This window comes from Catenulispora sp. GAS73 (assembly GCF_041262085.1).
Classification (GTDB): domain Bacteria; phylum Actinomycetota; class Actinomycetes; order Streptomycetales; family Catenulisporaceae; genus Catenulispora.
The window spans coordinates 23,370-45,083 of the sequence record NZ_JBGCCM010000036.1 but is presented as its reverse complement, the minus strand read 5'-3'; the positions used below and the strand labels follow the sequence as shown (position 1 = coordinate 45,083).

Genomic DNA, 21,714 nt, shown 5'->3' with positions numbered 1-21,714 from the left:
GGAGCTCAGGCATCCGGAGCGCCGTGCGTGGCTCGAAGATAGCAAGTCATGTCCGCAACAGGGACAGATCGTCCTTCCTGCGCATGAGCCGGGAGCGGCCCACGCTCGCCAGAACCGCATCCATCAGCCGTGCCCCAAGCCGAAGCCCTCGCGCATCCGGGGCAGGAGCACGTGCATGGTGTAGAGGACGGTGGGGACGACGGACACCAGCGAGACGTAGGCCCGTGAGGCGGCTGGCGAGATTGGTCGCAACCCACCCGTGTGGTCGAGCGTGACTAGTAACCGGAAGCAGATCGGCAGCGGTCTATCGACTAATCAGACCCGGGGGGCAGATGCAAGACTCACAGAACTTCGACAGCTTCTATCTGGGCAGCGTCCGACGTATCACGAGCTACGTCCACGCGATGACGGGGAACCTGGGCGAAGCCGAGGACATCGCTCAGGAAGCGTTCGCCAAAGCCTGGCAGCACTGGGGCAAGGTTTCCGGCTATGCGGACCCGGAGGCGTGGGTGCGGACTGTCGCGTTCCGAATCCAGGTCAGCGCATGGCGCAAGGCGAAGAACAGATTCAGGGCACAGCGCCAGCACGGTCAGCCGGCAGACCAGCCCGAGCTGAATCCGGACTACGTGGCGATCGTCAACGCCCTGCGAAAGATTCCCGAGACGCAGCGGCGAGCCATCACCTTGCACTACATCCTCGATCTCACCGTCGAGGAGATCGCCGAGGAGACCGGCGTCGCGATCGGGACGGTCAAAGCACGACTGCATCGGGGGCGAAAGACGCTCTCCAGCCATCTGACCGACAGCGGTCGAGCCGTTCGCGGTTTCGGAGAGGAGATGCACAACCATGGATGAGTTCACCAACACCGTGCGGACCGGCGCACGAGAGCTGGCCGAGCAGATCATGCCCACCTCCGCGGCGGTGGTGCGGGCCAGAGGTCAGCATCTGCGGAACAGGCGCACCGCGGGGTCGATCGCACTCGCGGCCGCCGGTGTCGCCATAGTCGGCACCACCGCTTTCATCACCCTGGGCGGCCCGAACAACCAAGCCGGCGAAAAGATCGTGCCAGGAGCCACAGGCACCTCGGCGCCCACCTTCTCGCCCTCATCGATCGCACCACCAACAAGCACGGGCACTTCGTCCACTTCGTCGGCCGGGGCGCCGAGCGGAGCACCGAACGTATCGCCGACCCGCATCCCGACAAAGCCCTCAAGCACTTCATCGTCGCAGTCGATACCGACCGCCTGCGATGGATCGAACATCGCCATCACCAGCAGCCCTTGGACAGGCCGAAGCGGGCACATGATCGGCATCTTCCTGTTCCACAACACCAGCCAGACAGCATGCCGCATCTCTGGGTACCCACAGGTGAGCGGACTGAATGAACAGGGCAAGACGACCACGGTCGCCGCCCACACGCTCACCGGCTGGGCCGGCAACCTCACCTCCGTGCCAACGGTCGACATCCCACCCGGCGGCTACGCGTCAGCCGGCGTCGAATGGCGGAACGGAACGGACAACGGAAGCCAGTGCGCCCTCGTGGCAACGTTCGATGTCACCCCGCCCTCCGGCGGCGTGCCGAAGCAGTTCCCGGCCGGTACGCCGAGCCTGACCGATGGTCCCGCGTGCGCCAATTTCGAGATCCACCCGATCACAGCAGGCTTCGATCCGAGCTACTTCTATCCCCCGTACAACCCGCCGGTCACAAGCAGCAACTAGAGGCGCTCCTGACCTATGTGTGGGTGCTGGTGGCGGGTGCGGTTTGTTGGTGAGTTGACGGTCAAGGGCGTTTTTTGACGGCTTCGCGCGGGTTTAAGAAGGATCCGCTGGGTGGCACCTCCGGCGGGGGCACTCCAGACTCTGAGGGATCCCCAACCCCCCGCGTCTCGTGCGCGCCACGTCACGACCGCACGTGTGCGCACGCGGGTGGACCGTGTCCACACCACAGGCCGGGGTTGTCCCGGGTTCCCCGTCGCGTCGGCGGGCGCAGCCAAGCTGACCGGGCCGGTGGTGTCAAGTCGCACGAAACCGCACCACAGCAGCGTGCGATCCGACTTGATACCACCGGACCGGTCTGCTTCCGTCAGGCGACGACGCGACGGGGAACCCGGGACAAGGCGACCACAAGCAACGACCGCCAGCACACAGCGCGACCCCCCCTCCCCGGAGCGAGCGCCGCTCGCCGCGCAGGCGCCGCCGGAGGCCCTGCCTTTGGCTTTTGACTTTCGGTGCCCACCACACCCGGCCGCCAGCCGCCCGCCTGACGTGTGCGCAGTGACTCGGACCTGTGCGCGGTCGTGCACACGGACACCGCCAGCCGCCAACCCAACCAGCGGGGCACCACCGAACTGCGCCACCCAGCGGATCCTTCTTAAACCAGCGCGAAGCCGTAAAAAGCTCCTAAAACCCACAAACAGACCGCACCCACCACACCCCAGCCACCCACACCCACACCCACACATCAACCAGGGGCGCCCAATTAGACCGCCGAGCATCCCCATCTAAAAGATCGCAGCCCGCCTGCCAGCATCGCCGCCTCCGTGTGCCCCGACCTGCGGTTTTTCGATGACTATGGCGTCACACATCAAATCTGACGTATCGTCAGATCTCGCGGAAGCCCACACCTGGAGGCGCCATGGCAGAGCAGCAGGAGCACCCGAAACGAGAGCCGAGTCCCTACACGAAACTGGCGTCGGAGGGCCCGTACGGACCGGGCATCGGGTCCGCGTTGATCACCATGGTGGAGCCCCACCCTGGCCACGAGCTTAGCTACCATAGATGGTACGAGGACGACCACTACATCTCCGGTGCGATGTCCATGCCCTGGATGTTCGCCGGGCGGCGGTGGGTCGCCACGCGTCCGTTGCAGCTGCTGCGGTATCCGGCGGACTCCGCTGTCGCGAGTCCTGTGACGGCCGGGGCCTACATCACCGTGTACTGGATCAACGAGGGCCGGTATCGGGATCATCTGGACTGGACCGTCGCGATCAACCGGCGGCTGCTGCCGGATGGCCGGGTCTTCCAGGAGCGGACGCATGTCTTCACGTCGTTCCAGAACTACCTCGGTGTCGTCTACCGTGATGGGGACTCCGGTCCGCGTGACATCCATGCCCTGAACTACCCCTACGCCGGGCTCGTCGTCGAGGTCTTCGACGCCGCGGCGGATCAGGATCCGGCGGCGCTGGCCGCGTGGCTCAGGGAGAAGCACCTGCCCGGGAAGTTGGAGGGGTCGCCGGTGGCGATGGCGACGGTCTTCGAGCCGATGCCGTTGCCTGGGACGACGCCGACCTATGTGAAGCCGGTCGAGGGGGTCGGCAAGCGCATCACAGTGCTCTACTTCACCGAGGCGGATCCCGCCGAGGATTGGGACCGGTTCGCCGGGGACGGGGCCGCTGTCGAAGCCTCGGGGTTGGGCCGGCTTGAGTTCGCCGGGCCATTCATCCCGACGGTGCCCGGGACCGACGAGTACGTCGACCAGCTTCGCTGACGACGGCGGCGCGCGCCCCCGCGAACGGCGACGGCCACCGGAGGACCGGTGGCCGTCGCTGTCGGCGTCAGCGCTCTGTCACAGGTCGCTGATCTTGATCGTCTGCTCGCCGAGCTTCGAGGCGAAAGCGTTCCACTCGGAGACCACCTCGCCCTTGACCGAGCCCGCCTTGTCGCCGGCGCTGTTGCCCTTGTTGAAGTTGTCGTTCGAGCCGGGCTTGCCGGTGCAGCTCAGGTTGTCGTTGGCCCACGCCGCGTAGTCGTTCTCCGACTCCGCGGACAGCTGCCAGGCGTTGACCAGGTTCGCCTGCAGCTGCGTGCCGCCGGGCAGCTTGTCGACCGCCAGCGGCTTCATGCCGTCGGCCTGCGCCTGCCGCTTGGCGGCCACGTCGGAGAAGTCCGCCTTGTACGACGCCACGTTCTTGCACTGCTGCACGCCGGAGATCGCCGCGTTGGCCTTCGTGCGCAGTTCGTGGCTCTGCGCGATGATCGCGAATATCGCGTCGGCCTGGCCCTTGGCGGCCGGGTCGACGCCGGGTGGCGCGGAGACGCTGGTGCTCGACGCCGGGGTGTCGGGGGTCGTGGACTTGCCGGCGTTGTTCGGCTTGGCCTTGCCGCCTCCGCCGGAGAAGGCCACGGCGGCGACCACGATCAGCACCGCGAACACGCCGAGCGCGACCAGCAGCGTGCGGTTGGACTGGCGGCGGTCCGGGCCGGCGGCCAGCAGCAGGTCCGGCTCGCCGGGGCCGCGGCCGCCGTGGTTCATGCCGCCGCCGTACATCTGCGGCTGCACCCGCGGTATGGCCTGGGTGTGCGACTCGGGGTCGACCGGGGCACCCTGCGCCTGCGCGGAGTAGCCGCCGGGGTCGTAGGCCCGGCTGGGCATCTGCTGGCCGTAGCCGACCTGGTCCTGCGTCGGGGGCTGGTACACCGGCGCCTGACGCCCGGTGGCGTCGGCCGGTGGCAGCGCCTGCGTCGGCTGCGGCCCCGTGCCGGGGCCCGAAGCGCCCGGCGCGCCTGGCCCGCCTGGCCCGCCCGGGCCGCTCGTCGCAGGGTTCTGTGGATACGACGGTCCCGAATACCCAGCGGCTCCCGGTACCGACACACCTATCGTGCCCTGGTTGGGCATCAGCGAGTGCCGGTTGTCGGCCGGCGCGTCGCGGAACAGGTGGTCGAACTCGTTCGGGATCCCGCCCTGTGCGTGCTGCACGGGAGCCGGCTGGCCCGGCAGGCGCCAGGAGAAGCCGGAGGATTCGGGGATCGGTCCGCCCGGGTAGCCGTCTTCTTCCGGCGGGGCGGGGGAGACTGCCTGGTAGGGCGTCTCGACAGGGGCGAATTGCGCGGTATGCGGCATTCCCGCCTGGGCGGTCGCGGCATCCTCCGACGGCGCACGCCCACCCTCGGCTGTCGGCTCGCTTTCTTGCAGCGTCTCGTCCATAGGCGGGACCGAGCCTACCCGATCGGACTTTCGATGCTTGACCACAACGGCGGACCCGACGGCACCGACGTTCAGGCGTTGATGGGCTCGCCGGGCCGCCGCAGGGCTATCAAGCTGCGGAACTCCCGGGTCGCCGCGACCGCGGCGTACGGATCGAGCCTGCGGTCGAAATCGTGCAAAGCCTCGACCGCGCGCGCCGACCGGGCCCGGCCGGACAGCTTCACGGCCTCCGTCGCCGCGGCGCACCCGGCCTCCACCTCGCCGCCCTGGACCCGGGCCGAGGCCAGGGTGAACAGGTTCAGCACCCGGCGCCGGGTCTTGTCCGGGCCGAAGCCGGCCAGCGCCGCCGCGGCTTGTTCGGCCGCCTGTCGCGGCTGTTCCAGGTCGCGGTGGCAGGAAGCGGCCGCGTCGGCTATGTAGTGGTGGTCGAAGTAGGAGGACCAGACCGGGGCGTCGCCGTCGCCGCGGTCCAGTTCGTCGCTGGCCCGGCCCAGCGCCTGCTCGGCCGCGCGCCGGTCGCGCATCGCGGCGTGGCCGCGGGCCTCGGCGCAGAAGTACTCGGCGCGCACGTGCGATGACGCGATCCCCCGCGCCCCCTCGTCGGCCGACCGCGCCAACTGCACCGTCTCGCGCGGCGCCCCGAGCGAGTTCGCCAGATGGCTCATCGCCGACAGGATGTGCCCGCCGTGCGCCCGGTCGCCGGCCGCCTGCGAGAGTCGCAGGGCCTGGATGTAGTAGCGCTGTGCCAGACCGAGGCGGCCGGTGTCGCAGGCGAGGTAGCCGGCCAGTTCGGTGAGCGCCGCGGCGGCGCCGAACAGCTGGCGGCCGACGCGCTCGGGGTAGGTGCCGCGGAGCAGCTCGGCGACGACGCCGTCGAGGTAGCGCACCGCCAGCACCCGGACGTGGCCGCCGCCGAAGCGGTGGTCCAGCGTGCGGAACGCGTCGGTCGCGGCGCGTACGGCGGCGACGTCGGACAGGCCGACGCGCAACGGCGCGTGGCCGTTCTTGGCCGCGGCCATCCCGCGGGCCACCACCGGGTCCTCGGCCATGATGAGCCAGTCCCGGCTCGGCCCGACCATCGCGGTGACCGCGAACGAGGCCGCGCGCAGCTGCTCGCGGCCGGCGGCGTCGGCCCGCCACAGCCCGGCCGCGACCGCGATCGCCTCCGGGGTGTCGGCGGCCAGGCCGAGCGCGAGCGAGGAACTGCCGTCCCGCTCGTCGACCATGCCGATCTCCTCGACGGTGACCGGCCGCCCGAGCTTGCGGCCCAGGGCCTCGGCGATCAACGCCGGCGTGGTGGCCCGCGGCTGCTGTCCGCGCAGCCAGCGTGCCACCGAAGTCTTGTCATAGCGCAGGTCCAGGCCGAGCTCCGCACCCGCCAGATTGACCCGCCGGGCCAGTCCCGCGTTCGAACAGCCGGCCTCAGCGATCAGCTCCGCGAGTCTCCGATTCGGCTCGCGCGGCCCCCGGTGCCCCTCCATACCCTCGGTGATACCCGCCGGACAATCGGACGAACATAGATCTTCATGATGAATACAGATCTAGAAGACGAATACCCGTGTGGCACAACGAATGCAGATCAACTCGGCGAAATATCAGACCTCTTGCACATTCGGGCAATCAGGTGACATCAGACCCGTAACCAGACTCCTGTCACTCGCGTTATGGGCACATGACTGTGCTGTCACTCCCCGAGAGCGACCTCGCCGAGGCCGGTCCCGCCCCGGTGGGCGCCGATCCGCTGGGCCTGAAGGCCGCCGCACTGACCTACATCGAGGAACGGCACTGGGACATCCTCCCGGGCGCGTCGGTACTCCGCGTGGACGGCGCCTGGCGCTGCTCGTGCGGGAACAACGCGTGCACCGCCCTGGGCTCGCACCCCGCGCACCGCGACTGGAACAAGCAGATCACCGCGCAGCCCTCGCGCGTCCACGGCTGGTGGGAGGAGAACCCGGACTCGGCGATCCTGCTGCCCACCGGCCGCACCTTCGACGTCATCGACGTCCCGGAGCAGGCCGGCTGCCTGGCCCTGGCGCGGCTGGAGCGCAACGGGGCGGCGCTGGGGCCGGTCGCGGCGACGCCGACCCGGCGGCTGTACTTCTTCGTGCTCCCGGGCACGAAGAAGAAGATCCCTGAGATGCTCATGCGGGCCGGCTGGGGCCGCGCGCAGCTGGACCTGGTCTGCCACGGCGAGAAGGACTTCGTGGTGGCGCCGCCCTCGCGCATGGGGACCGGCGGACAGGTGCAGTGGGCCCGGCCGCCCGGGGAGTCGAACCGGTGGCTGCCCGAGGCGGCGGAACTGATCCCGACGCTGGCCTACGCCTGCGGGCGCGAGCGGTACTAGGCGGTACTAGACAGGACCACGGGAACACCGGCCAGAGGTAGGAACAGAAGCGGAAAACCAGTCCAGGCACCAGAAACGGCGGTCACCGATCGGTGACCGCCGTTCGCGTGTGAGCCCGGGGGGCTACTCCTTGGGCCGCAGTCCGGCCGCCTTCTTCCGTAGGAACACCAGCAGTCCGGCGCCGCCGAACACCAGCACCACCGCGACGATGGCGATCGGCATGAGCGACCCGCTCGCGCCGGTGTGCGCCAGCGCCCCGGCCTGATTGTCGGCCAGCGCCGCGGGGGCGGCGGTCGTCGCGGCCGCCGCAGCGGCCTTGGGCTTCGAGGTGGTGGTAGTGGTAGTCGTGCCGCCGGCCGCCGAGTTCGACGACGAGGCCTGACCCGACGGCGCGCCGCTGCCGGCCGCTACCGCGCCCGGCGTCGTGCAGGAGGCCGAGGCGAGGGTGATACCGCCGCTGACCTTCGCCAGGTTCAGCGCGTTCAGCGTGACCTGTGCCTCGACGGCGGCCGAGGCCCCGGCGTTGTCGATGGTGGTGGTCGGCGCCAGCCGCACGTCGATGTCCGCCACGCCGGGAACGTCCAGCTTGACCTCACCGGTCAGCGGGACCGGGAAGTCCTGCCCCAGCAACTGGATCGTGGTCGGCATCTTCGCCGAGGCCGTCGGCTTCTGCCCCGGCACACAGGTCGCCTGCGCGGAGATCAGGTCCACCTTGAGGATGCCGTTGTCGGCGCTGGCCCCGGGCAGATTCAGCAGCGGCAGGAACAGTCGGAGGTTCGCGACCGTCGCGTAGGCCTGGGTATAACCGCCGGGGCCGTTGATGACCCGGGCAGTCCCCGACACCGCGTCGGCCTTGATGAGATCCGCGTCCGGGCCGGGAAGATGCAGAGTACTGATCAAATTGTCGCGCAGCCGCACCACGGAGTTGGTGAAGTTCGCCGAGTCGCCGCTCGCGTTCGGCGCGTCGGCCTCGCCCAGCGACAGATCGGCCAGCGGCAGGTCCAGACCGTTCGGTCCGGTGAGGTGCAACGCGCCGAGCAGACCGTTGAGCAGCTGCACATCGAGGTGGACCTGACCGGCGACCGCCTTGGCGGTACCCGTCTGAGACGACCCCGAAGAGGTCGTGGGGGACGATGCGTCGGAAGCAGCGGCGGGCAGGGCTCCGAACGCGGTCACGGCCAGAGCGGCCGCTGACGCGAACAACAGGGAGGCGCGGCGCCGACGCCCACGTGGGGAAGGCATCATGCCGCCTAAGTCGGCATCCGGAGCGGATATCGAAGACATTGTGGCGAACCCCCAAGACTCTTGGACAGCCTCGCCATTCTTGCTCACCCTGGGCGGTCTGACTATCACAAAGCGTGGATTCACCCACACAGATTATCTGAGCCCGAATTTCCCCGGTAGACCCGAACGACGGTCAGGCGGCACGCACAGTCACGAACACATGCCCGGCCAGATCCAGGTCCAGTTCGGCGGTCTCGCCCACGGAACCGAGCAGCACGCCGCCCGGCGACACGGTCGCGCGCACCGTCTGTCCCGGCTGCACGCCGGCCCGGCGCAGGCGCAGCATCAGCTCCGGGTCGTTCTGCAGCGGCTCGCCGAGCCGTCGCACGACCAGGTTCTGCGCCGTCGCCGAGCGCGCGCCGCGCTCCACCACGTCGCGCAGGTTGGCCACGTCGCCGTCGAGGAACGCCTCCTGCTCGCCGACGGTGTCGTCGAGCTCGGCCAGGCCCGGGATCGGGTTACCGTACGGCGACTCGGTCGGGTGGTCCAGGATCTCCAGCAGCCGCTTCTCCACGGCCTCGCTCATCACGTGCTCCCAGCGGCAGGCCTCGACGTGGACGTCCTCCCACGCCAGCCCGATCACGTCGGTCAGCAGCCGCTCGGCCAGCCGGTGCTTGCGCATCACGCGGGTCGCCTGCTCGCGGCCCGAGCCAGTGAGCTCCAAGTGCCGGTCGCCCTCGACGGTCAGCAGTCCGTCGCGCTCCATGCGGGCCACGGTCTGGCTGACGGTCGGGCCGCTCTGCCCCAGCCGCTCGGCGATCCGCGCGCGCAGCGGGACGATGCCCTCCTCCACGAGCTCGTAGATGGTCCGCAGGTACATCTCGGTGGTGTCGATGAGGTCGCTGCTCACGTTCTCCAGTCCCTTCCCGCGGGCCCACGGCCGCCGTCACATGGTGCCAAGCCGCCGGTCCAGGAGGCCGGTCCGCGCAGCGGTGCTCCATTGTTGCGCATTCCACCGACACGCAGGGGCACCTGGCGCGGTTTCAAGACACTCAGCCACGCCCACGCCACTGGCGCGGGGCTGGCACTTCAGCCGAGCAACGCCTCCGCGCGCTCGGTTCGCAGGTGCAGCAGGACCCGGCCGTCCCGTCGCGTGGCGACCAGTCCGGCCCCGCGCAGCACTCCGAGGTGCTGCGAGACCGCCCCGGCCGTCACCCCGAGCCGTCCGGCCAACTCTCCGGTGGTTCCCGGTTCGGCCAGCTGGACCAGCAGTTCGGCCCGGGTGCGGCCGAGCAGCGCCGACAACGCGTCCGGGGCCGGCCGGCGCGTCTCCCACACCGTCGCCACGGCCCGCGCCGGATAGTGCAGCAGACCGGAGGTGACCGGTTTGGTGTTCACGCAGACGTCGGGCCAGCCGAGCACGCTCGGTGACAGCACCAGCGCCCTGCCGTCGAGGACTACTTCCTTACCGGTGAACGGCCACACGGCCTCGCTGATTCCCGGGCCGTGCAGGCGCAGTTCGCCGTCCGACCAGCGGACGTCGTGGTGCAGGTCGTCGAAGACCGCGGCCGCGCCGCCGTCGGCCAGCACGCGGGCCCGATAGGCGATGTCGGCCTCCAGCACCCCGAGCATCCGCGGCCAGTGCGGGGCCACGAGGACGTCGAACACGCGCCGCAGGACGTCGGCGAGCCGGGCCAGGCCGGCCGGCGGATCGTCGTAGAACTCCTGCTGGAAGCGGTCGCTCGGCGCCCCGTTGTTGTCGAAGTAGCGCCGGACGCGCCCGGGGTCGGCGGCGCGGATGGTGTCGAGTTCCTCGTCCAGCGCGGGCATGTGGACGTCCGGCGGCGGGACCAGGACGCCGGGGCGGACCGCACGCGCGGTGAATCCCGCGAGGATCTCCCACCCGGGGACCTCGGCCAGCAGCGGCCGTGCCCAGCGGACCCACGGCAGGTGCACGGCGTGCTTGCCGGGCTCCTGGAGGACGTCCACCGCTTGAAGCGCCTCATAAACCGGGGAGATGGCGAAACGGACGCGCGCCATCTCGGTCCCGGCGATCGGTATGCGGACCGGTCTGGCCATCGGTGCCCCCGAGATTGATCCCGCACTAATTTAGCAAGCACTAAATCGTAGCTCCGCGGCAGCCGATCTTCGAATCTTGCTCCATGACCGCTCTTTCTTTCCGTTCCGACTCCCCCGCCCCGGTCCGCCGCCCGAAGGCGCGTCCCAGCAAGCTCGGCCGCGACTGGCATCTGCTGTTCACCGCCGGCGCGATCTCGGTCCTCGGCGACGGCGCGTTCGTCGCCGCGCTGCCGCTGCTCGCCGCCGGGTACACCCGAGATCCACGGCTGATGTCCGGGCTCACGGTGGCCGGAACGTTGCCCTGGCTGGTGTTCTCGTTGCAGGCCGGGGCGATCGCGGACCGTTCGGAGAGCCGGCGGCTGTCGATTCAGGCGCAGGGCTGGCAGCTGCTGTGTGTACTGGCGGTCGGGCTGTTGGCCATGGACCGCGGCGCCGGGTGGGGCCTGGCGGCGTTGTACGTCCTGGCTTTCGGCCTGGGCATGGCGGCGGCTCTGGCGAAGAGCGCTTCGCAGCCGTTGATGACCTCCGTGGTCCCGCGCGAGCGCCTGATCTCGGCCAACGGGCAGTTGTACACGGCGCAGTCGGTGGCCAAGGACTTCGCCGGACCGGCGCTCGGCGCGGCGTTGTTCGCGCTGACCCCGACGCTGCCGTTCTGGGCCGACGCCGTGACGTTCGCGGTGTCGATGCTGTTGATCGCGCGCCTGCCGCGGACCGGGCGACGCCAGCCGCCCGGCGGACGCACCACCGCAGCGGCAGAAGTGGGAGTAGCTACAGCCGAACGCCGGTCGCTGCGCGCCGACATGAAGGAAGGCCTGACCTGGCTGGCCCACCACCGCCTGCTGCGTACCACGACCATGCTGTCGGCGGCGGCGAACTTCGGTTCCACGATGGGCGCCGCGACGCTGGTGCTCTACGTCGGGACGCACCACTACGGCGTGCTGCTGAGCATCGCGGCCGTCGGCGGCATCGTCGGCGGACTGATCAGCCGGGCCGCGGTGGCCCGGCTCGGCGGCCGGGTGGTGGCGCGGCTGTGCTCCTCGGTGACGCCGGTGGCGGGCATCGGGATAGGGCTGTCGGGGGCGAACATGTTCGTAGTCGCCGCGCTGCTGGGGGTCGGGAGCATGAGCGCTTCGCTGTGGAACGTGGCGGTGGTCTCACAGCGGCAGCGGCTGGTGCCGCCGCACCTGCTGGGCCGGGTGTCGAGCGCCGGGATCATGGTGGTGTGGGGGATGCAGCCGCTCGGCGCGCTGGTCGGCGGGCTGATCGCGGGGTGGTTCGGGCTGGCGGCGCCGTGGGTGGTCGGCGGCGGGCTGCGGGTCGTCGCCTCGGTGCTGGCGATCAGGCCGCTGCGGGAGTGGCAGGACTGATCGTCGGATCAGGGGGACTGGCTGAAGGGCTGAAGGGGCTGACCTGGCCGGTGCGCCGACTGAAGGGAATCGGAGGGGGATCCCCTTCAGCGGCGCATGAGCATCGCGCGGCCCACCCCCGCGACGTGGGGAGCGAGTTCGAGGTCGACGCTCAGCCACTCGTCCTCGGAGACCGTCACCGCCGCGGTGCGGGGCGGTCTCCCCTTGAGCAGCCGCGCCCGGAGGTAGTCCGCGGGGTGCGAGGAGTCGATCTGCGTGCCGCGGAACTCCGAGACGCGCGCGGCGCGGATGTACTCGTGCTCCGGGATGGTCGGGATGTAGTCCTGGAGCCCGATCCACATCTCCATGGCGTCTTCGAGGCTGGCCGCCTTGCGGATGGTCGTGTGCGCGGACCGCGCGCGGGTCACGTACGCCTCGACCGACATTCGCGCGTCGAGCTTGCGCAACAAGGCGAGTGCCGCCTTGGTCGAGGCGGTCTGTGCGGCGATGTCGTCGGCGAGGAACTCGGCCCGCAGCGACACATGGATCTGCAGCCAGCCGTAGAACCTCTGGAGCCCGGTCATGAGCAGGTAGAAAGGGAGCAGGATCACGGGCAGGAGAAGCTGCGCGAGTCCGGCCTCACCGCGGGGCACGGGGCGCCCGTGGGTGCTCGGGTAGAACAGCACCCGCCACTCCTGCAGGCTGCGGTACGCGCTCGCGACCAGCACACCCTGCGTGGTGTCGCCGTTGACCTGGTGGCCGAGTTCGTGGCCGAGCAGCGCCAGCCGCTCGTCGCCGTCCAGGATCTGCCACAGCGGGACGCCGAGGGTCAGGACCGGCTCGTGACGGATGCCGCGCCGTGCGGTGCCGGCGTTGAACCCGGCGTCGAAGGTGACGTACTTCGGGACCGCGGCTCCGGTCGCCTCGCCGACGCGGTCCAGGATCGCGAACAGCTTCGGCGCCTTGGCGCGCTTGATCCAGTCGGCGCCGGGGCGCTTGCCGAACCGCGGCCGCACCACCCACACGATGCCGAACCCGAGCAGCGCCAGGATGTCCAGCGGCCACAGCCCGCTGAGCAGCGCGGCTACGGCACCGACGAGGATGACCAGAGTGAGTGCGTGGATGGCCAGACCGAAGGACACCGCGGCCAGCCGTGCGGCGCCGCCGGGCCGGAGATCGCCGGATTGGACCAGACGTTCCTGGAGCGCTTCACCTCTGCGCCGAGCTGTCTTGCGCTTGCGCTGTACACGCTTTGTCTGGGCCGCCGACTTCTGTTGTTCATCCTTAGCGATCAGGTCGTGGTCGTTCGCCATGCACCACGGTGCGAACCTGGCGTCGAACTCGCCTGACCATCCACACCGCGGACAGGTGTATTCGACCGTTCGCGGCGTTTCTGTCAGTGCCACGGCGCAATAATGGACGTCTGTTCAACCGGGCAACACCCATCGGAAATCAAGGAACGATAACGATGTCGCTGCCGATCCCGCGCGGGGTCTCGATCGACGCGCTGCGCACCGCCGCCCTGGCCTGCCAAGGGTGCGAACTCCACCAGGCCCAGCCCGGTTCGCTGAGCGGACCGACGCAGACGGTCTTCTCCAAGGGGAACCCCGCCGCGCGCGTGGTGTTCGTGGGCGAACAACCGGGGGACATGGAGGACCGCGCGGGGCTGCCGTTCGTCGGGCCCGCCGGGCAACTGTTCGACCGCGCCATGGCCGAGGCGGGCATCGACCCGCGGCAGGCGTATGTGACCAACAGCGTGAAGCACTTCCGGTTCATGCAGGACCGCCCCAACGGCCGGCGGATCCACAAGACCCCGGACACCACGCACATCGAGGCCTGCAAGCCCTGGCTGCGCGCGGAGCTGACGATAGTGGACCCCGAGGTGATCGTGGTCCTGGGCGCCACCGCGGGCCGGGCCCTGATCGGCCCCCAGTTCCGGGTGACGCGGGACCGCGGCAAAGTGCTGATGTGGCCGCCGTCGGGGGACGCGGGGTTCGGCTCCGATCCCTCGCGGCGCCGGGCGGTGTCGTTGGTGGCGACGTCGCATCCGTCGGCGGTGCTGCGCGCGGACAATCAGGAGACTGCGTACAAGGAACTGGTGTCGGACTTGCTGCTGGTCGCGCGGTTGCTGGCCTAGCCGGATCTGAGAGTGTGGATCCCATGCTGACGATCTCGCGCCGCTTCAACGGCCCCCCGCACTCCGGCAACGGCGGCTACGTCTCCGGGATGCTCGCGCAGCTGTTCCTGGAGGAGTTCGGGGACACGCCCGGCGCGAAGGTCGAGGTCACACTCCGCAAGCCGCCGCCGCTGGAGAAGCCGCTGACGATCCGGCAGCCGGCGGAGAGCGAGAGCCTGCGGCTGCTGGACGGCAGCACGGTGATCGCGGAGGCGGAGCTCGTGGAGGCCGCCGGGGAACTCGTCGAGCCGGTGTCCTACGACGAGGCGCTCACCGCGGCCAAGGGCTACGCCGGGCTGAGCGGGCATCCGTTCCTGACCTGCTTCGTCTGCGGCCCGGATCATCCGACCGGGCTGCACGTCTTCCCCGGCCCGGTCCCGGGCCGCAAGGGTGTCGTGGCGGCTCCGTGGACGCCCGCGGAGGACGCGGTGGGGCCGGAGTTCGTGTGGGCCGCGCTGGACTGTCCGGGGGGCTGGTCGGCCGGCGATCTCGCCGGGCGTCCGATGGTGCTGGGCCGGATGAGCGTGGAGATGCTGGACGAGGCGCCGATCGCCGCCGGGGAGCGCTATGTGGTGCTCGGGAGGCACCTGCGCACCGAGGGGCGCAAGACGTTCACCGTCTCGGCGCTCTACGGCCCTTCGGGGGAGCCGGTGGCGAGCGCCGAGGCGGTGTGGATCGCGGTCGACCCGGCGAAGGTGAAGCCGGTCGGCACGGACTGAACGGTCCGGTCCGGGCGCTCGGCGGCTCGGACCGAGCCGCTGGCGGTGTCGGGGTCAGTGTCGCTGTTGGCGGCGCCGTCACGGACTGAGGCGCTCGATGGTCCAGCCGTCGGGGCTGTGCTCGTCGCGCTTGTAGCGGAGCCGGTCGTGCAGGCGGTCGGGGCGGCCCTGCCAGAACTCGACGGTCTGCGGCCGGACCAGGAACCCGCCCCAGAAGTCCGGCAACGGCACCTCGGTGCCCTCCGGCCACTGTTCGGCCAGCTCGGCGGCCCGCTTGTCGAGCCAGTCGCGGCCCGGGATCACCGTGGACTGCTCGCTGGCCCAGGCGCCGATCTGCGAGCCGTGCGGGCGGGTGGCGAAGTATTCCTCATCGGATTCGCGGTCCAGCTTGGTCGCGGCGCCGATGACGATCACCTGCCGGTGCAGCGTGTACCAGGGGAACAACAGGGAGCAACGGGGGTTCGCCGTCAGCTCCCTGCCCTTGCGGGAGCCGAGGTTGGTGTAGAAGATGAATCCGGTTTCGTCGAACCCCTTCAACAGCACTGACCTGCTGGAGGGCTGGCCGTCGAGGTCAGTGGTAGAGACCACCATGGCGTTCGGTTCGGGCAGGGAAGCCCGGACGGCGTCCTCCAGCCACCCGGAGAAGAGGAGGTGGGGTGCGGGTGCCGCGTCCTGTTCACGCAGCGTTCCGATGCCGTACTCCCGGCGGAGCGCTGCGAGCGCTTCAGAGTCCACGGGCCCACGGTAACGCGTGTGACATTCCAGACACAGCACTGCCCCCGGTGCAGAGCACCCTGTGTGGCGAGTCACTATAGGAGAGACGCACTAATCACGACACCACCGTGTCGTCACGTTGCCGCCGGGTAAGGCGACACCGTGGCAAGCCAGCTGGCCGCATCGAGCCACAGCACGTTGAGCGGCACACAAGGAAACAGAGGGAGTACACATGTCCGACTTCGTACCGGGCCTTGAGGGCGTCATCGCCTTCGAGTCCGAAATCGCCGAACCGGATAAGGAAGGCGGCGCTCTCCGGTACCGCGGAGTCGACATCGAAGACCTCGTCGGACGCGTGACGTTCGGCAACGTGTGGGGCCTTCTGGTGGACGGCAAGTTCAACCCGGGTCTGCCGCCGGCGGAGCCGTACCCGGTGCCGGTGCACTCCGGCGACGTGCGCGTCGACGTGCAGTCCGCGCTCGCCATGCTGGCTCCCGTGTGGGGCCTGCAGCCGCTGCTGGACACCTCGGACGAGAAAGCCCGCGAGGACCTCGCCCGGGCCGCCGTCATGGCGCTGTCCTTCGTGGCCCAGTCCGCCCGCTCGATCGAGCACCCGGGCCAGGCCATGGTGCCGCAGAGCGAGGTCGACAAGGCCGAGACGATCGTCGAGCGCTTCATGATCCGCTGGCGCGGTGAGCCGGACCCCAAGCACGTCCAGGCCATCGACGCGTACTGGACCTCGGCGGCCGAGCACGGCATGAACGCCTCGACCTTCACCGCCCGCGTCATCGCCTCCACCGGCGCCGACGCCGCGGCCGCGCTGTCCGGCGCGGTCGGCGCGATGTCCGGCCCGCTGCACGGCGGCGCCCCGGCGCGCGTGCTGCACATGGTCGAGGCGGTCGAGGAGATCGGCGACGCGCGCAAGTACGTCAAGAGCGTCCTGGACAAGGGCGAGCGCCTGATGGGCTTCGGCCACCGCGTGTACCGCGCCCAGGACCCGCGCGCCCGCGTCCTGCGCCGCACCGCCAAGGAGCTGAACGCGCCCCGCTACGAGGTCGCCAAGGCTCTGGAGGAGGCCGCGCTGGCCGAGCTGCACGAGCGCCGCCCGGACCGCGTGCTGGAGACCAACGTCGAGTTCTGGGCCGCCGTGGTCCTGGACTTCGCGCAGGTCCCGGCGAACATGTTCACCTCGCTGTTCACCTGCGCCCGCACCGCCGGGTGGAGCGCGCACATCCTGGAGCAGAAGAAGACCGGCCGCCTGATCCGGCCGTCCTCCCGCTACATCGGCCCCGGCCCGCGCAAGCCGGAGACCGTCGAGGGTTTCGAGACGATGGTGCCGCCGAGCGGCTTCCACACGTACAAGGACTGAGCGGCTCTGGTCGGCGCTGGTCCGGCCCCCGCCTCACCTGTGGTCCAGCCCCGGTCGGTTCTGATGCGACCGGCGGCTGGGTGATACTCGGTCGAACGATATGAGGGCTCCCCCGTTCGGGGGAGCCTTTTTCGGCTGTCCGGGCGACCCCGCCGGACCGACCCGCCGGTCAGAGCTCGTTCACCGAGCTCCAGTCGTCGTCGCCGCGCCCGGCCTCGACGGCCGCGCCGAACACCTCCCGCACGCTGTCCAGGATCGGATGCGGCACGTCGCCGGCCAGCCGCGCCGCGTAGGACAGGTCCTTGTGGGCCCAGCGCGTCGCGAAGTTGATCGGGTCCGGCGGCTGAAGGTGGCTGGCCCAGGCCAACTGGGTCGGGGCGCCGCCGGGCCGGTCCTGGAACGCCGCCCCGACGGTCTCGACGTCCAGGCCGGCCGCGGCGGCCACCCGCAGCGCCTCACCGAAGGCCGCCATGTGCGTCGCCTGCAGAGCGTTGAGGACCAGCTTGAAGCGGGTGCCGGAGCCGATCGGACCGAAGTGCCGCACCTCGCGGGACACCGCCCGCAGGACCGGTTCCAGCGCGGCCAGCCCGTCCTTGTCGCCGCCGACGAGCAGCACCAGCGCGCCGCTGCGGGCCCCGGCGGCACCGCCGGTCAGCGGCATGTCGTAGAAGGGCAGACCGCGCTCGGCGACGGCGCCGGACAGCTCCGCGACCCACTCCACCGACAGCGTGGCCGAGGTGATCAGGACCGCGCCGTCCTCGGCCCCGGCCAGGATGCCGTCGGGGCCGAGCCAGACGCGGCGCGAGGTGTCGTCGTCGGCGGTCACCTCGAAGACGATCTCGGCGCGGGCGGCGGCCGCGGCGGGCGTGTCGGCGACCTCGGCACCGGCCTCCCGCAGATCGGCGATCTTCTCCGGCGTGCGGTTCCAGAGGATGACGCGGTGTCCGTGCTTCAGCAGGTTCTCGGCCATTCCGCGGCCCATGATGCCCACGCCCACGATCGCGACGCTCGCCATGGCGGTGTTCCCCTCTCATACGTCTACTGTGCTGCCGGACCCAACGCGATCCGCGGTGGAAACATGCCGCTGTCGCATGCCTCCTCCGAAGCCTGCAACCGATCCGTGGCGGCGTGACTCATGTGTCCCGACCGACGGTCATGGGAGGGAAACGTATGGGGGACCAAGCTCGCGTCGACGAGTTCAGCGAGTACGCGGCGGCGCGCCAGAACCACTTGCTGCGCACCGCGTATCTCCTGTGCGGCGACTGGCACGGCGCGCAAGACCTGACGCAGACCGCGCTGCTCAACCTGTGCAGAGCGTGGAACCGCGCCAGACGAGCGGACTCCGTCGACGCCTATGCGCAGAAAACCCTCATCAACGCTTTCGTCCGCGGCCAGCGCAGGCTGCGGCGCGAACGCGAAGTGCGCACGGCGGCGCTGTCCGGCACCGAACGCCTGACCGGCGCCGCCGACGACCCCGACCGGCCGGAGACGCGGCTGGCCCTGCTGTCCGCGCTCGACCAACTCCCGGCGCGCGCCCGGGCGGTGGTGGTGCTGCGGTACTGGGAGGACCTGAGCGTGGAGGCGACGGCCGCCGTGCTCGGCTGCTCGACCGGCAACGTGAAGAGCCAGTCCTCGCGAGCCCTGGCCAGGCTCCGAGCCCTGCTCGGCGACGAATTCTCCGCCCACGGACCGCGCTCCGGCGCGGAAGGGAAGACTCTGCGATGAGTGCTGACGATCACTACGACGGCCTCGGCGACGCCGAAGGCCACCACGGCGAGGTCCACGGCCTGCTCGCCACCGCCTTCGCCGACGACATGCCGGCGGTGAACCTGGTGCCGACCGCGGTCGACGGCTATCGCCGGCACCGGCGACGCACCCGGGTGCTGGGGAGCGCCGGCGGGGCGCTGGCCCTGGCCGGCGTCATCGCGGCCGGGACGACGCTGGTCCCCGGCGCCGGAAGCACCACCAGCGGCGCACCGAGCGCGGTGAGCGATGGTGGCGCCGCGGCAGACGGCAACGCAGTTCCAGCGGCCATCGCCTCGGCCTGCACCGGCAACTTCTACCTCTTCGGCCAGTACAACGGTTCCGGTGTCTACACCTCGGATCAGCAGGGGCTGGCAGCGCACTGCCGCCAGGACCTCACCGGGCTCCAGGCACTGACCGGAGACCGGACACTCACCTCCCTGGTCGAGAGCCAGCCGCAGGCAATCACCCACCACGACACCCCCGCGGGCTCGACCCCGCCGCCGCCCGGCGACTACATCCAGCCGGGTTACTACGACGGCCGGATCAACGGGGTGGCCTATCGGATCTCCATCTTCGTCTCGGACAAGACCTTCCTGTTCGGTAACAGCTGCACGGCCCTGTCGTGCCCGCCGAACCGCACGCTCGCCGACGGCGTGCCCGCGACCGAGGTGTCCACCGGCGCGTACAACGCCCTGGTGATCCACTACGACATCGATCACAGCGTCGTCTTCAGCGCGTCTCTGACCGAGCACACCACCGCCCGGAACGTTCCGTTCGATTTCGAGAAGCTCATCGCGAGCCCCGGCTTCGCCCGGCTGATCAGCACCGACGTCCGCACCCTGAACCGGCTCACGCACCCGGCCTGAGCCCGGGCCGCGCGGCACCCGCCGGTCCTGCCGCCCCTGACAAAGCGGCAGGACCGGCGTGTCTCGTTTCACGGAATGCAGCCCGGATCGCGGACACATCCCGGTTACGATGTGAGCAGGCCTTGGCCAACGACGCCCCGGGCCACCCGACTTCTCCCCTGTAACGACAACGCTCGGAGAACCGCGTGGCTGACATCACCATCCCCCAGAACCTGCTCCCCGGCGACGGCCGGTTCGGCTGCGGACCGTCCAAGGTGCGGCCGGAGGCCGTGGCGAAGCTCGCCACCGAGGGCGCGAAGATCCTCGGCACCTCCCACCGCCAGGCCCCGGTGAAGAACCTGGTCGGCCGGGTGCGCGAGGGCGTGCGCGAGCTGTTCGGGCTGCCCGAGGGCTACGAGGTGGTGCTCGGCAACGGCGGCTCGACCGCGTTCTGGGACATCGCCGCGTTCGGCCTGGTGCGGGAGAAGTCGCAGCACCTGAGCTTCGGCGAGTTCTCCTCGAAGTTCGCCGGGTCGGTGAAGGCCGCGCCGTGGCTGGCCGAGCCCTCGATCGTGAAGTCCGAGCCCGGGACGCACCCGGTGGCCGTCGCCGAGGCCGGGGTCGACGTCTACGCGCTGACCCACAACGAGACCTCGACCGGCGTCGCCATGCCGATCAGCCGGCCGACCGGAGCCGACGAGGGCGCGCTGGTGCTGGTCGACGCCACCTCCGGGGCCGGCGGCCTGCCGGTGGACATCACCGAGACCGACGTCTACTACTTCGCCCCGCAGAAGTGCTTCGCCTCCGACGGCGGCCTGTGGATCGGCGTCTTCTCCCCCGCGGCCCTGGCGCGCGCGGCCGAGATCGCCGGCACCGACCGCTACATCCCGCCGTTCTTCAGCCTGCCGACCGCGATCGACAACTCCTCGAAGAACCAGACCTACAACACGCCGTCGGTGGCGACGCTGTTCCTGATGGCCGAGCAGCTGGACTGGCTGAACGGCAACGGCGGCCTGGCGTGGGCGACCGCGCGGACCGCCGACAGCTCCTCGCGGCTGTACGAGTGGGCTGAGCGCACCGAGTACACGACGCCGTTCGTGGCCGACCCGGCGCAGCGCTCGCAGGTCGTCGGCACCATCGACCTGGCCGAGGGGATCAGCGCGGACAAGATCTCGGCGGCGCTGCGGGAGAACGGGATCGTCGACACCGACGCCTATCGCAAGCTCGGCCGGAACCAGCTGCGGATCGCGATGTTCCCGGCGGTCGAGCCGGAGGACGTCGACAAGCTGACGGCGAGCATCGAGTACGTCGTGGAGCGTCTCGGCTAGTCGCGGCGGGTCAGCGGCAGCGTGGTCAGCGCAGCGCGGCCGCGATCACCACGACGGCGAGAATCGCCACCAATACGAAAGTGACGACCCTGGAGCGGGTACGTGTGTTCACCGCTCCAGGGTAATGCGGCCGGCTCAGCGTCCCGTCAGCGGCCAGTGCGCGACTCGTTCGTAGCGCTTGTAGGGGTGGGCGCCGTTGGAACCGTTCGCACCGATCGCACCGGGCGCCCCGTTGGCCGCGGCCCCGGCCCCGGCGTCCCCGCCCTCGGCGACCGTGAACAGCTCCACCTCCCCGGCCAGCCAGCCCGGCGACCGGAACGGCCGCAGCCGCTCCACGATCGGCGTCAGGTCCAGCGGCCCGTTCTGGTCGTCGTGGGTCACGCCGCGCGGGACGCCGTTCACCCGGGCCAACGTCAGGTGCGGACGGTAGGGACGGTCCTCCACCCGGATGTGGCAGCGGCGCGCGGCGGCTCCGGAGGCCTCGGCCAGCCTGCCCAGCCGGTCGCACTGGCCCTGCACGCCGAACCACAACGCGCGGGGCCCGAACCGCCCAGCGCCGGCCAGCGACAGCTCCATCGGCGTGGTCCGCGCGGCCACCCGCCCGAGCCGGTCGACCAGGTCGGCGGCCTTCTCATCGGACACCTCGCCGTAGAAGGCGACCGTGATGTGCCACGTCTCCGGCCTGGTCCAGCGCAGCAGAGCGTTGACTCCGGGGGTGTTGCCCCGCTTCAGCGCGTCGACCGCAGCCCGCACCTCCAGCAGGACCGCACGGGGTGGCGTGATCGCCACGAACAAGCGCATGCGTCTCCTTGAGGTTCCCCCAGCGCGCTTGCACCGCACACGGACGCCCGCACCGCTCAGCGCGCTTCACACCTTGTGAGAGCACCCACAATACGGCGT

22 protein-coding genes are annotated in these 21,714 nt (G+C 70.4%); 11 read left to right on the top strand and 11 right to left on the bottom strand.

Annotated elements, in window-relative coordinates:
- Window positions 1–123: 123 nt before the first annotated feature.
- Complete coding sequence (locus tag ABH935_RS39765; RefSeq protein ID WP_370383144.1) at window positions 124–252, bottom strand: hypothetical protein; 129 nt, start codon at window positions 250–252, stop codon at window positions 124–126.
- Between the two features lie 80 nt (window positions 253–332).
- Between ABH935_RS39765 and ABH935_RS39760 the strand changes: the two genes are divergently transcribed.
- Window positions 333–854, top strand: coding sequence for a SigE family RNA polymerase sigma factor (locus ABH935_RS39760; RefSeq protein ID WP_370383143.1), 522 nt, complete (start codon window positions 333–335; stop codon window positions 852–854).
- Between the two features lie 84 nt (window positions 855–938).
- Here the strand turns inward: ABH935_RS39760 and ABH935_RS39755 are convergent, their stop codons facing one another.
- Entirely contained in the window at window positions 939–1,268 is a 330-nt protein-coding gene (locus tag ABH935_RS39755; protein WP_370383142.1) for a hypothetical protein, read from the bottom strand.
- 34 nt (window positions 1,269–1,302) lie between these two features.
- Between ABH935_RS39755 and ABH935_RS39750 the strand changes: the two genes are divergently transcribed.
- Window positions 1,303–1,719 carry a DUF4232 domain-containing protein gene (locus tag ABH935_RS39750; protein ID WP_370383141.1) on the top strand — a complete coding sequence of 139 codons (417 nt, stop codon included), beginning with the start codon at window positions 1,303–1,305 and terminating at the stop codon, window positions 1,717–1,719.
- Between the two features lie 916 nt (window positions 1,720–2,635).
- The gene (locus ABH935_RS39745) at window positions 2,636–3,487 is read left to right on the top strand and encodes a hypothetical protein (RefSeq protein WP_370383140.1); all 852 of its coding nucleotides are present in this window, start codon (window positions 2,636–2,638) and stop codon (window positions 3,485–3,487) included.
- A 78-nt stretch (window positions 3,488–3,565) separates the two neighbouring features.
- Here ABH935_RS39745 and ABH935_RS39740 read toward each other — a convergent pair whose 3' ends face one another.
- The gene (locus ABH935_RS39740) at window positions 3,566–4,924 is read right to left on the bottom strand and encodes a hypothetical protein (protein WP_370383139.1); all 1,359 of its coding nucleotides are present in this window, start codon (window positions 4,922–4,924) and stop codon (window positions 3,566–3,568) included.
- A gap of 71 nt (window positions 4,925–4,995) precedes the next feature.
- The gene (locus ABH935_RS39735; RefSeq protein WP_370383138.1) at window positions 4,996–6,405 is read right to left on the bottom strand and encodes a transcriptional regulator; all 1,410 of its coding nucleotides are present in this window, start codon (window positions 6,403–6,405) and stop codon (window positions 4,996–4,998) included.
- A 191-nt stretch (window positions 6,406–6,596) separates the two neighbouring features.
- On the opposite strand from ABH935_RS39735, the gene ABH935_RS39730 reads away from it, so the two are divergent.
- Window positions 6,597–7,268, top strand: coding sequence for a bifunctional DNA primase/polymerase (locus ABH935_RS39730; protein WP_370383137.1), 672 nt, complete (start codon window positions 6,597–6,599; stop codon window positions 7,266–7,268).
- Between the two features lie 123 nt (window positions 7,269–7,391).
- Here the strand turns inward: ABH935_RS39730 and ABH935_RS39725 are convergent, their stop codons facing one another.
- The 3 genes from ABH935_RS39725 to ABH935_RS39715 form a co-directional block, all read right to left on the bottom strand.
- On the bottom strand, window positions 7,392–8,444 hold the full coding sequence (locus ABH935_RS39725; RefSeq protein ID WP_370383136.1) for a hypothetical protein: 1,053 nt from the start codon (window positions 8,442–8,444) through the stop codon (window positions 7,392–7,394).
- Window positions 8,445–8,685: 241 nt separating this feature from the next.
- A complete protein-coding gene (locus tag ABH935_RS39720) occupies window positions 8,686–9,372 on the bottom strand; it encodes a metal-dependent transcriptional regulator (protein WP_370383210.1) in 687 nt (228 codons plus the stop codon).
- A 209-nt stretch (window positions 9,373–9,581) separates the two neighbouring features.
- Window positions 9,582–10,571 (bottom strand): DUF5937 family protein, encoded by a 990-nt coding sequence (locus ABH935_RS39715; RefSeq protein WP_370383135.1) that lies wholly within the window; start codon window positions 10,569–10,571, stop codon window positions 9,582–9,584.
- 83 nt (window positions 10,572–10,654) lie between these two features.
- On the opposite strand from ABH935_RS39715, the gene ABH935_RS39710 reads away from it, so the two are divergent.
- Window positions 10,655–11,938 carry an MFS transporter gene (locus tag ABH935_RS39710; RefSeq protein ID WP_370383134.1) on the top strand — a complete coding sequence of 428 codons (1,284 nt, stop codon included), beginning with the start codon at window positions 10,655–10,657 and terminating at the stop codon, window positions 11,936–11,938.
- An 86-nt stretch (window positions 11,939–12,024) separates the two neighbouring features.
- On the opposite strand, the gene ABH935_RS39705 is transcribed toward ABH935_RS39710, so the two are convergent.
- Window positions 12,025–13,230 carry a M48 family metalloprotease gene (locus ABH935_RS39705; protein ID WP_370383133.1) on the bottom strand — a complete coding sequence of 402 codons (1,206 nt, stop codon included), beginning with the start codon at window positions 13,228–13,230 and terminating at the stop codon, window positions 12,025–12,027.
- Between the two features lie 155 nt (window positions 13,231–13,385).
- On the opposite strand from ABH935_RS39705, the gene ABH935_RS39700 reads away from it, so the two are divergent.
- Together ABH935_RS39700 and ABH935_RS39695 are read left to right on the top strand one after the other, a co-directional pair.
- Window positions 13,386–14,054, top strand: coding sequence for a UdgX family uracil-DNA binding protein (locus ABH935_RS39700; protein ID WP_194916067.1), 669 nt, complete (start codon window positions 13,386–13,388; stop codon window positions 14,052–14,054).
- Between the two features lie 23 nt (window positions 14,055–14,077).
- The gene (locus ABH935_RS39695) at window positions 14,078–14,812 is read left to right on the top strand and encodes a hypothetical protein (RefSeq protein ID WP_370383132.1); all 735 of its coding nucleotides are present in this window, start codon (window positions 14,078–14,080) and stop codon (window positions 14,810–14,812) included.
- Window positions 14,813–14,890: 78 nt separating this feature from the next.
- Here ABH935_RS39695 and pdxH read toward each other — a convergent pair whose 3' ends face one another.
- Complete coding sequence (gene pdxH, locus ABH935_RS39690; RefSeq protein WP_370345486.1) at window positions 14,891–15,547, bottom strand: pyridoxamine 5'-phosphate oxidase; 657 nt, start codon at window positions 15,545–15,547, stop codon at window positions 14,891–14,893.
- 211 nt (window positions 15,548–15,758) lie between these two features.
- Here pdxH and ABH935_RS39685 point away from each other — a divergent pair, with 211 nt between their 5' ends.
- On the top strand, window positions 15,759–16,895 hold the full coding sequence (locus ABH935_RS39685; RefSeq protein ID WP_370345488.1) for a citrate synthase 2: 1,137 nt from the start codon (window positions 15,759–15,761) through the stop codon (window positions 16,893–16,895).
- Window positions 16,896–17,064: 169 nt separating this feature from the next.
- On the opposite strand, the gene ABH935_RS39680 is transcribed toward ABH935_RS39685, so the two are convergent.
- Window positions 17,065–17,910 carry an NAD(P)-dependent oxidoreductase gene (locus ABH935_RS39680; RefSeq protein WP_370383131.1) on the bottom strand — a complete coding sequence of 282 codons (846 nt, stop codon included), beginning with the start codon at window positions 17,908–17,910 and terminating at the stop codon, window positions 17,065–17,067.
- A 155-nt stretch (window positions 17,911–18,065) separates the two neighbouring features.
- Here ABH935_RS39680 and ABH935_RS39675 point away from each other — a divergent pair, with 155 nt between their 5' ends.
- From ABH935_RS39675 to serC, 3 genes are all read left to right on the top strand, one after another.
- On the top strand, window positions 18,066–18,620 hold the full coding sequence (locus ABH935_RS39675; protein ID WP_370383130.1) for a SigE family RNA polymerase sigma factor: 555 nt from the start codon (window positions 18,066–18,068) through the stop codon (window positions 18,618–18,620).
- Window positions 18,617–19,507: a hypothetical protein gene (locus ABH935_RS39670; RefSeq protein ID WP_370383129.1), complete on the top strand. Its 891-nt coding sequence runs from the start codon at window positions 18,617–18,619 to the stop codon at window positions 19,505–19,507. The genes ABH935_RS39675 and ABH935_RS39670 overlap by 4 nt, the downstream gene beginning before the upstream one ends.
- 185 nt (window positions 19,508–19,692) lie before the next feature.
- Entirely contained in the window at window positions 19,693–20,814 is a 1,122-nt protein-coding gene (gene serC / locus ABH935_RS39665; RefSeq protein ID WP_370383128.1) for a phosphoserine transaminase, read from the top strand.
- A 135-nt stretch (window positions 20,815–20,949) separates the two neighbouring features.
- Here the strand turns inward: serC and thpR are convergent, their stop codons facing one another.
- Window positions 20,950–21,615: an RNA 2',3'-cyclic phosphodiesterase gene (thpR, locus tag ABH935_RS39660; RefSeq protein ID WP_370383127.1), complete on the bottom strand. Its 666-nt coding sequence runs from the start codon at window positions 21,613–21,615 to the stop codon at window positions 20,950–20,952.
- Window positions 21,616–21,714 lie beyond the last annotated feature (99 nt).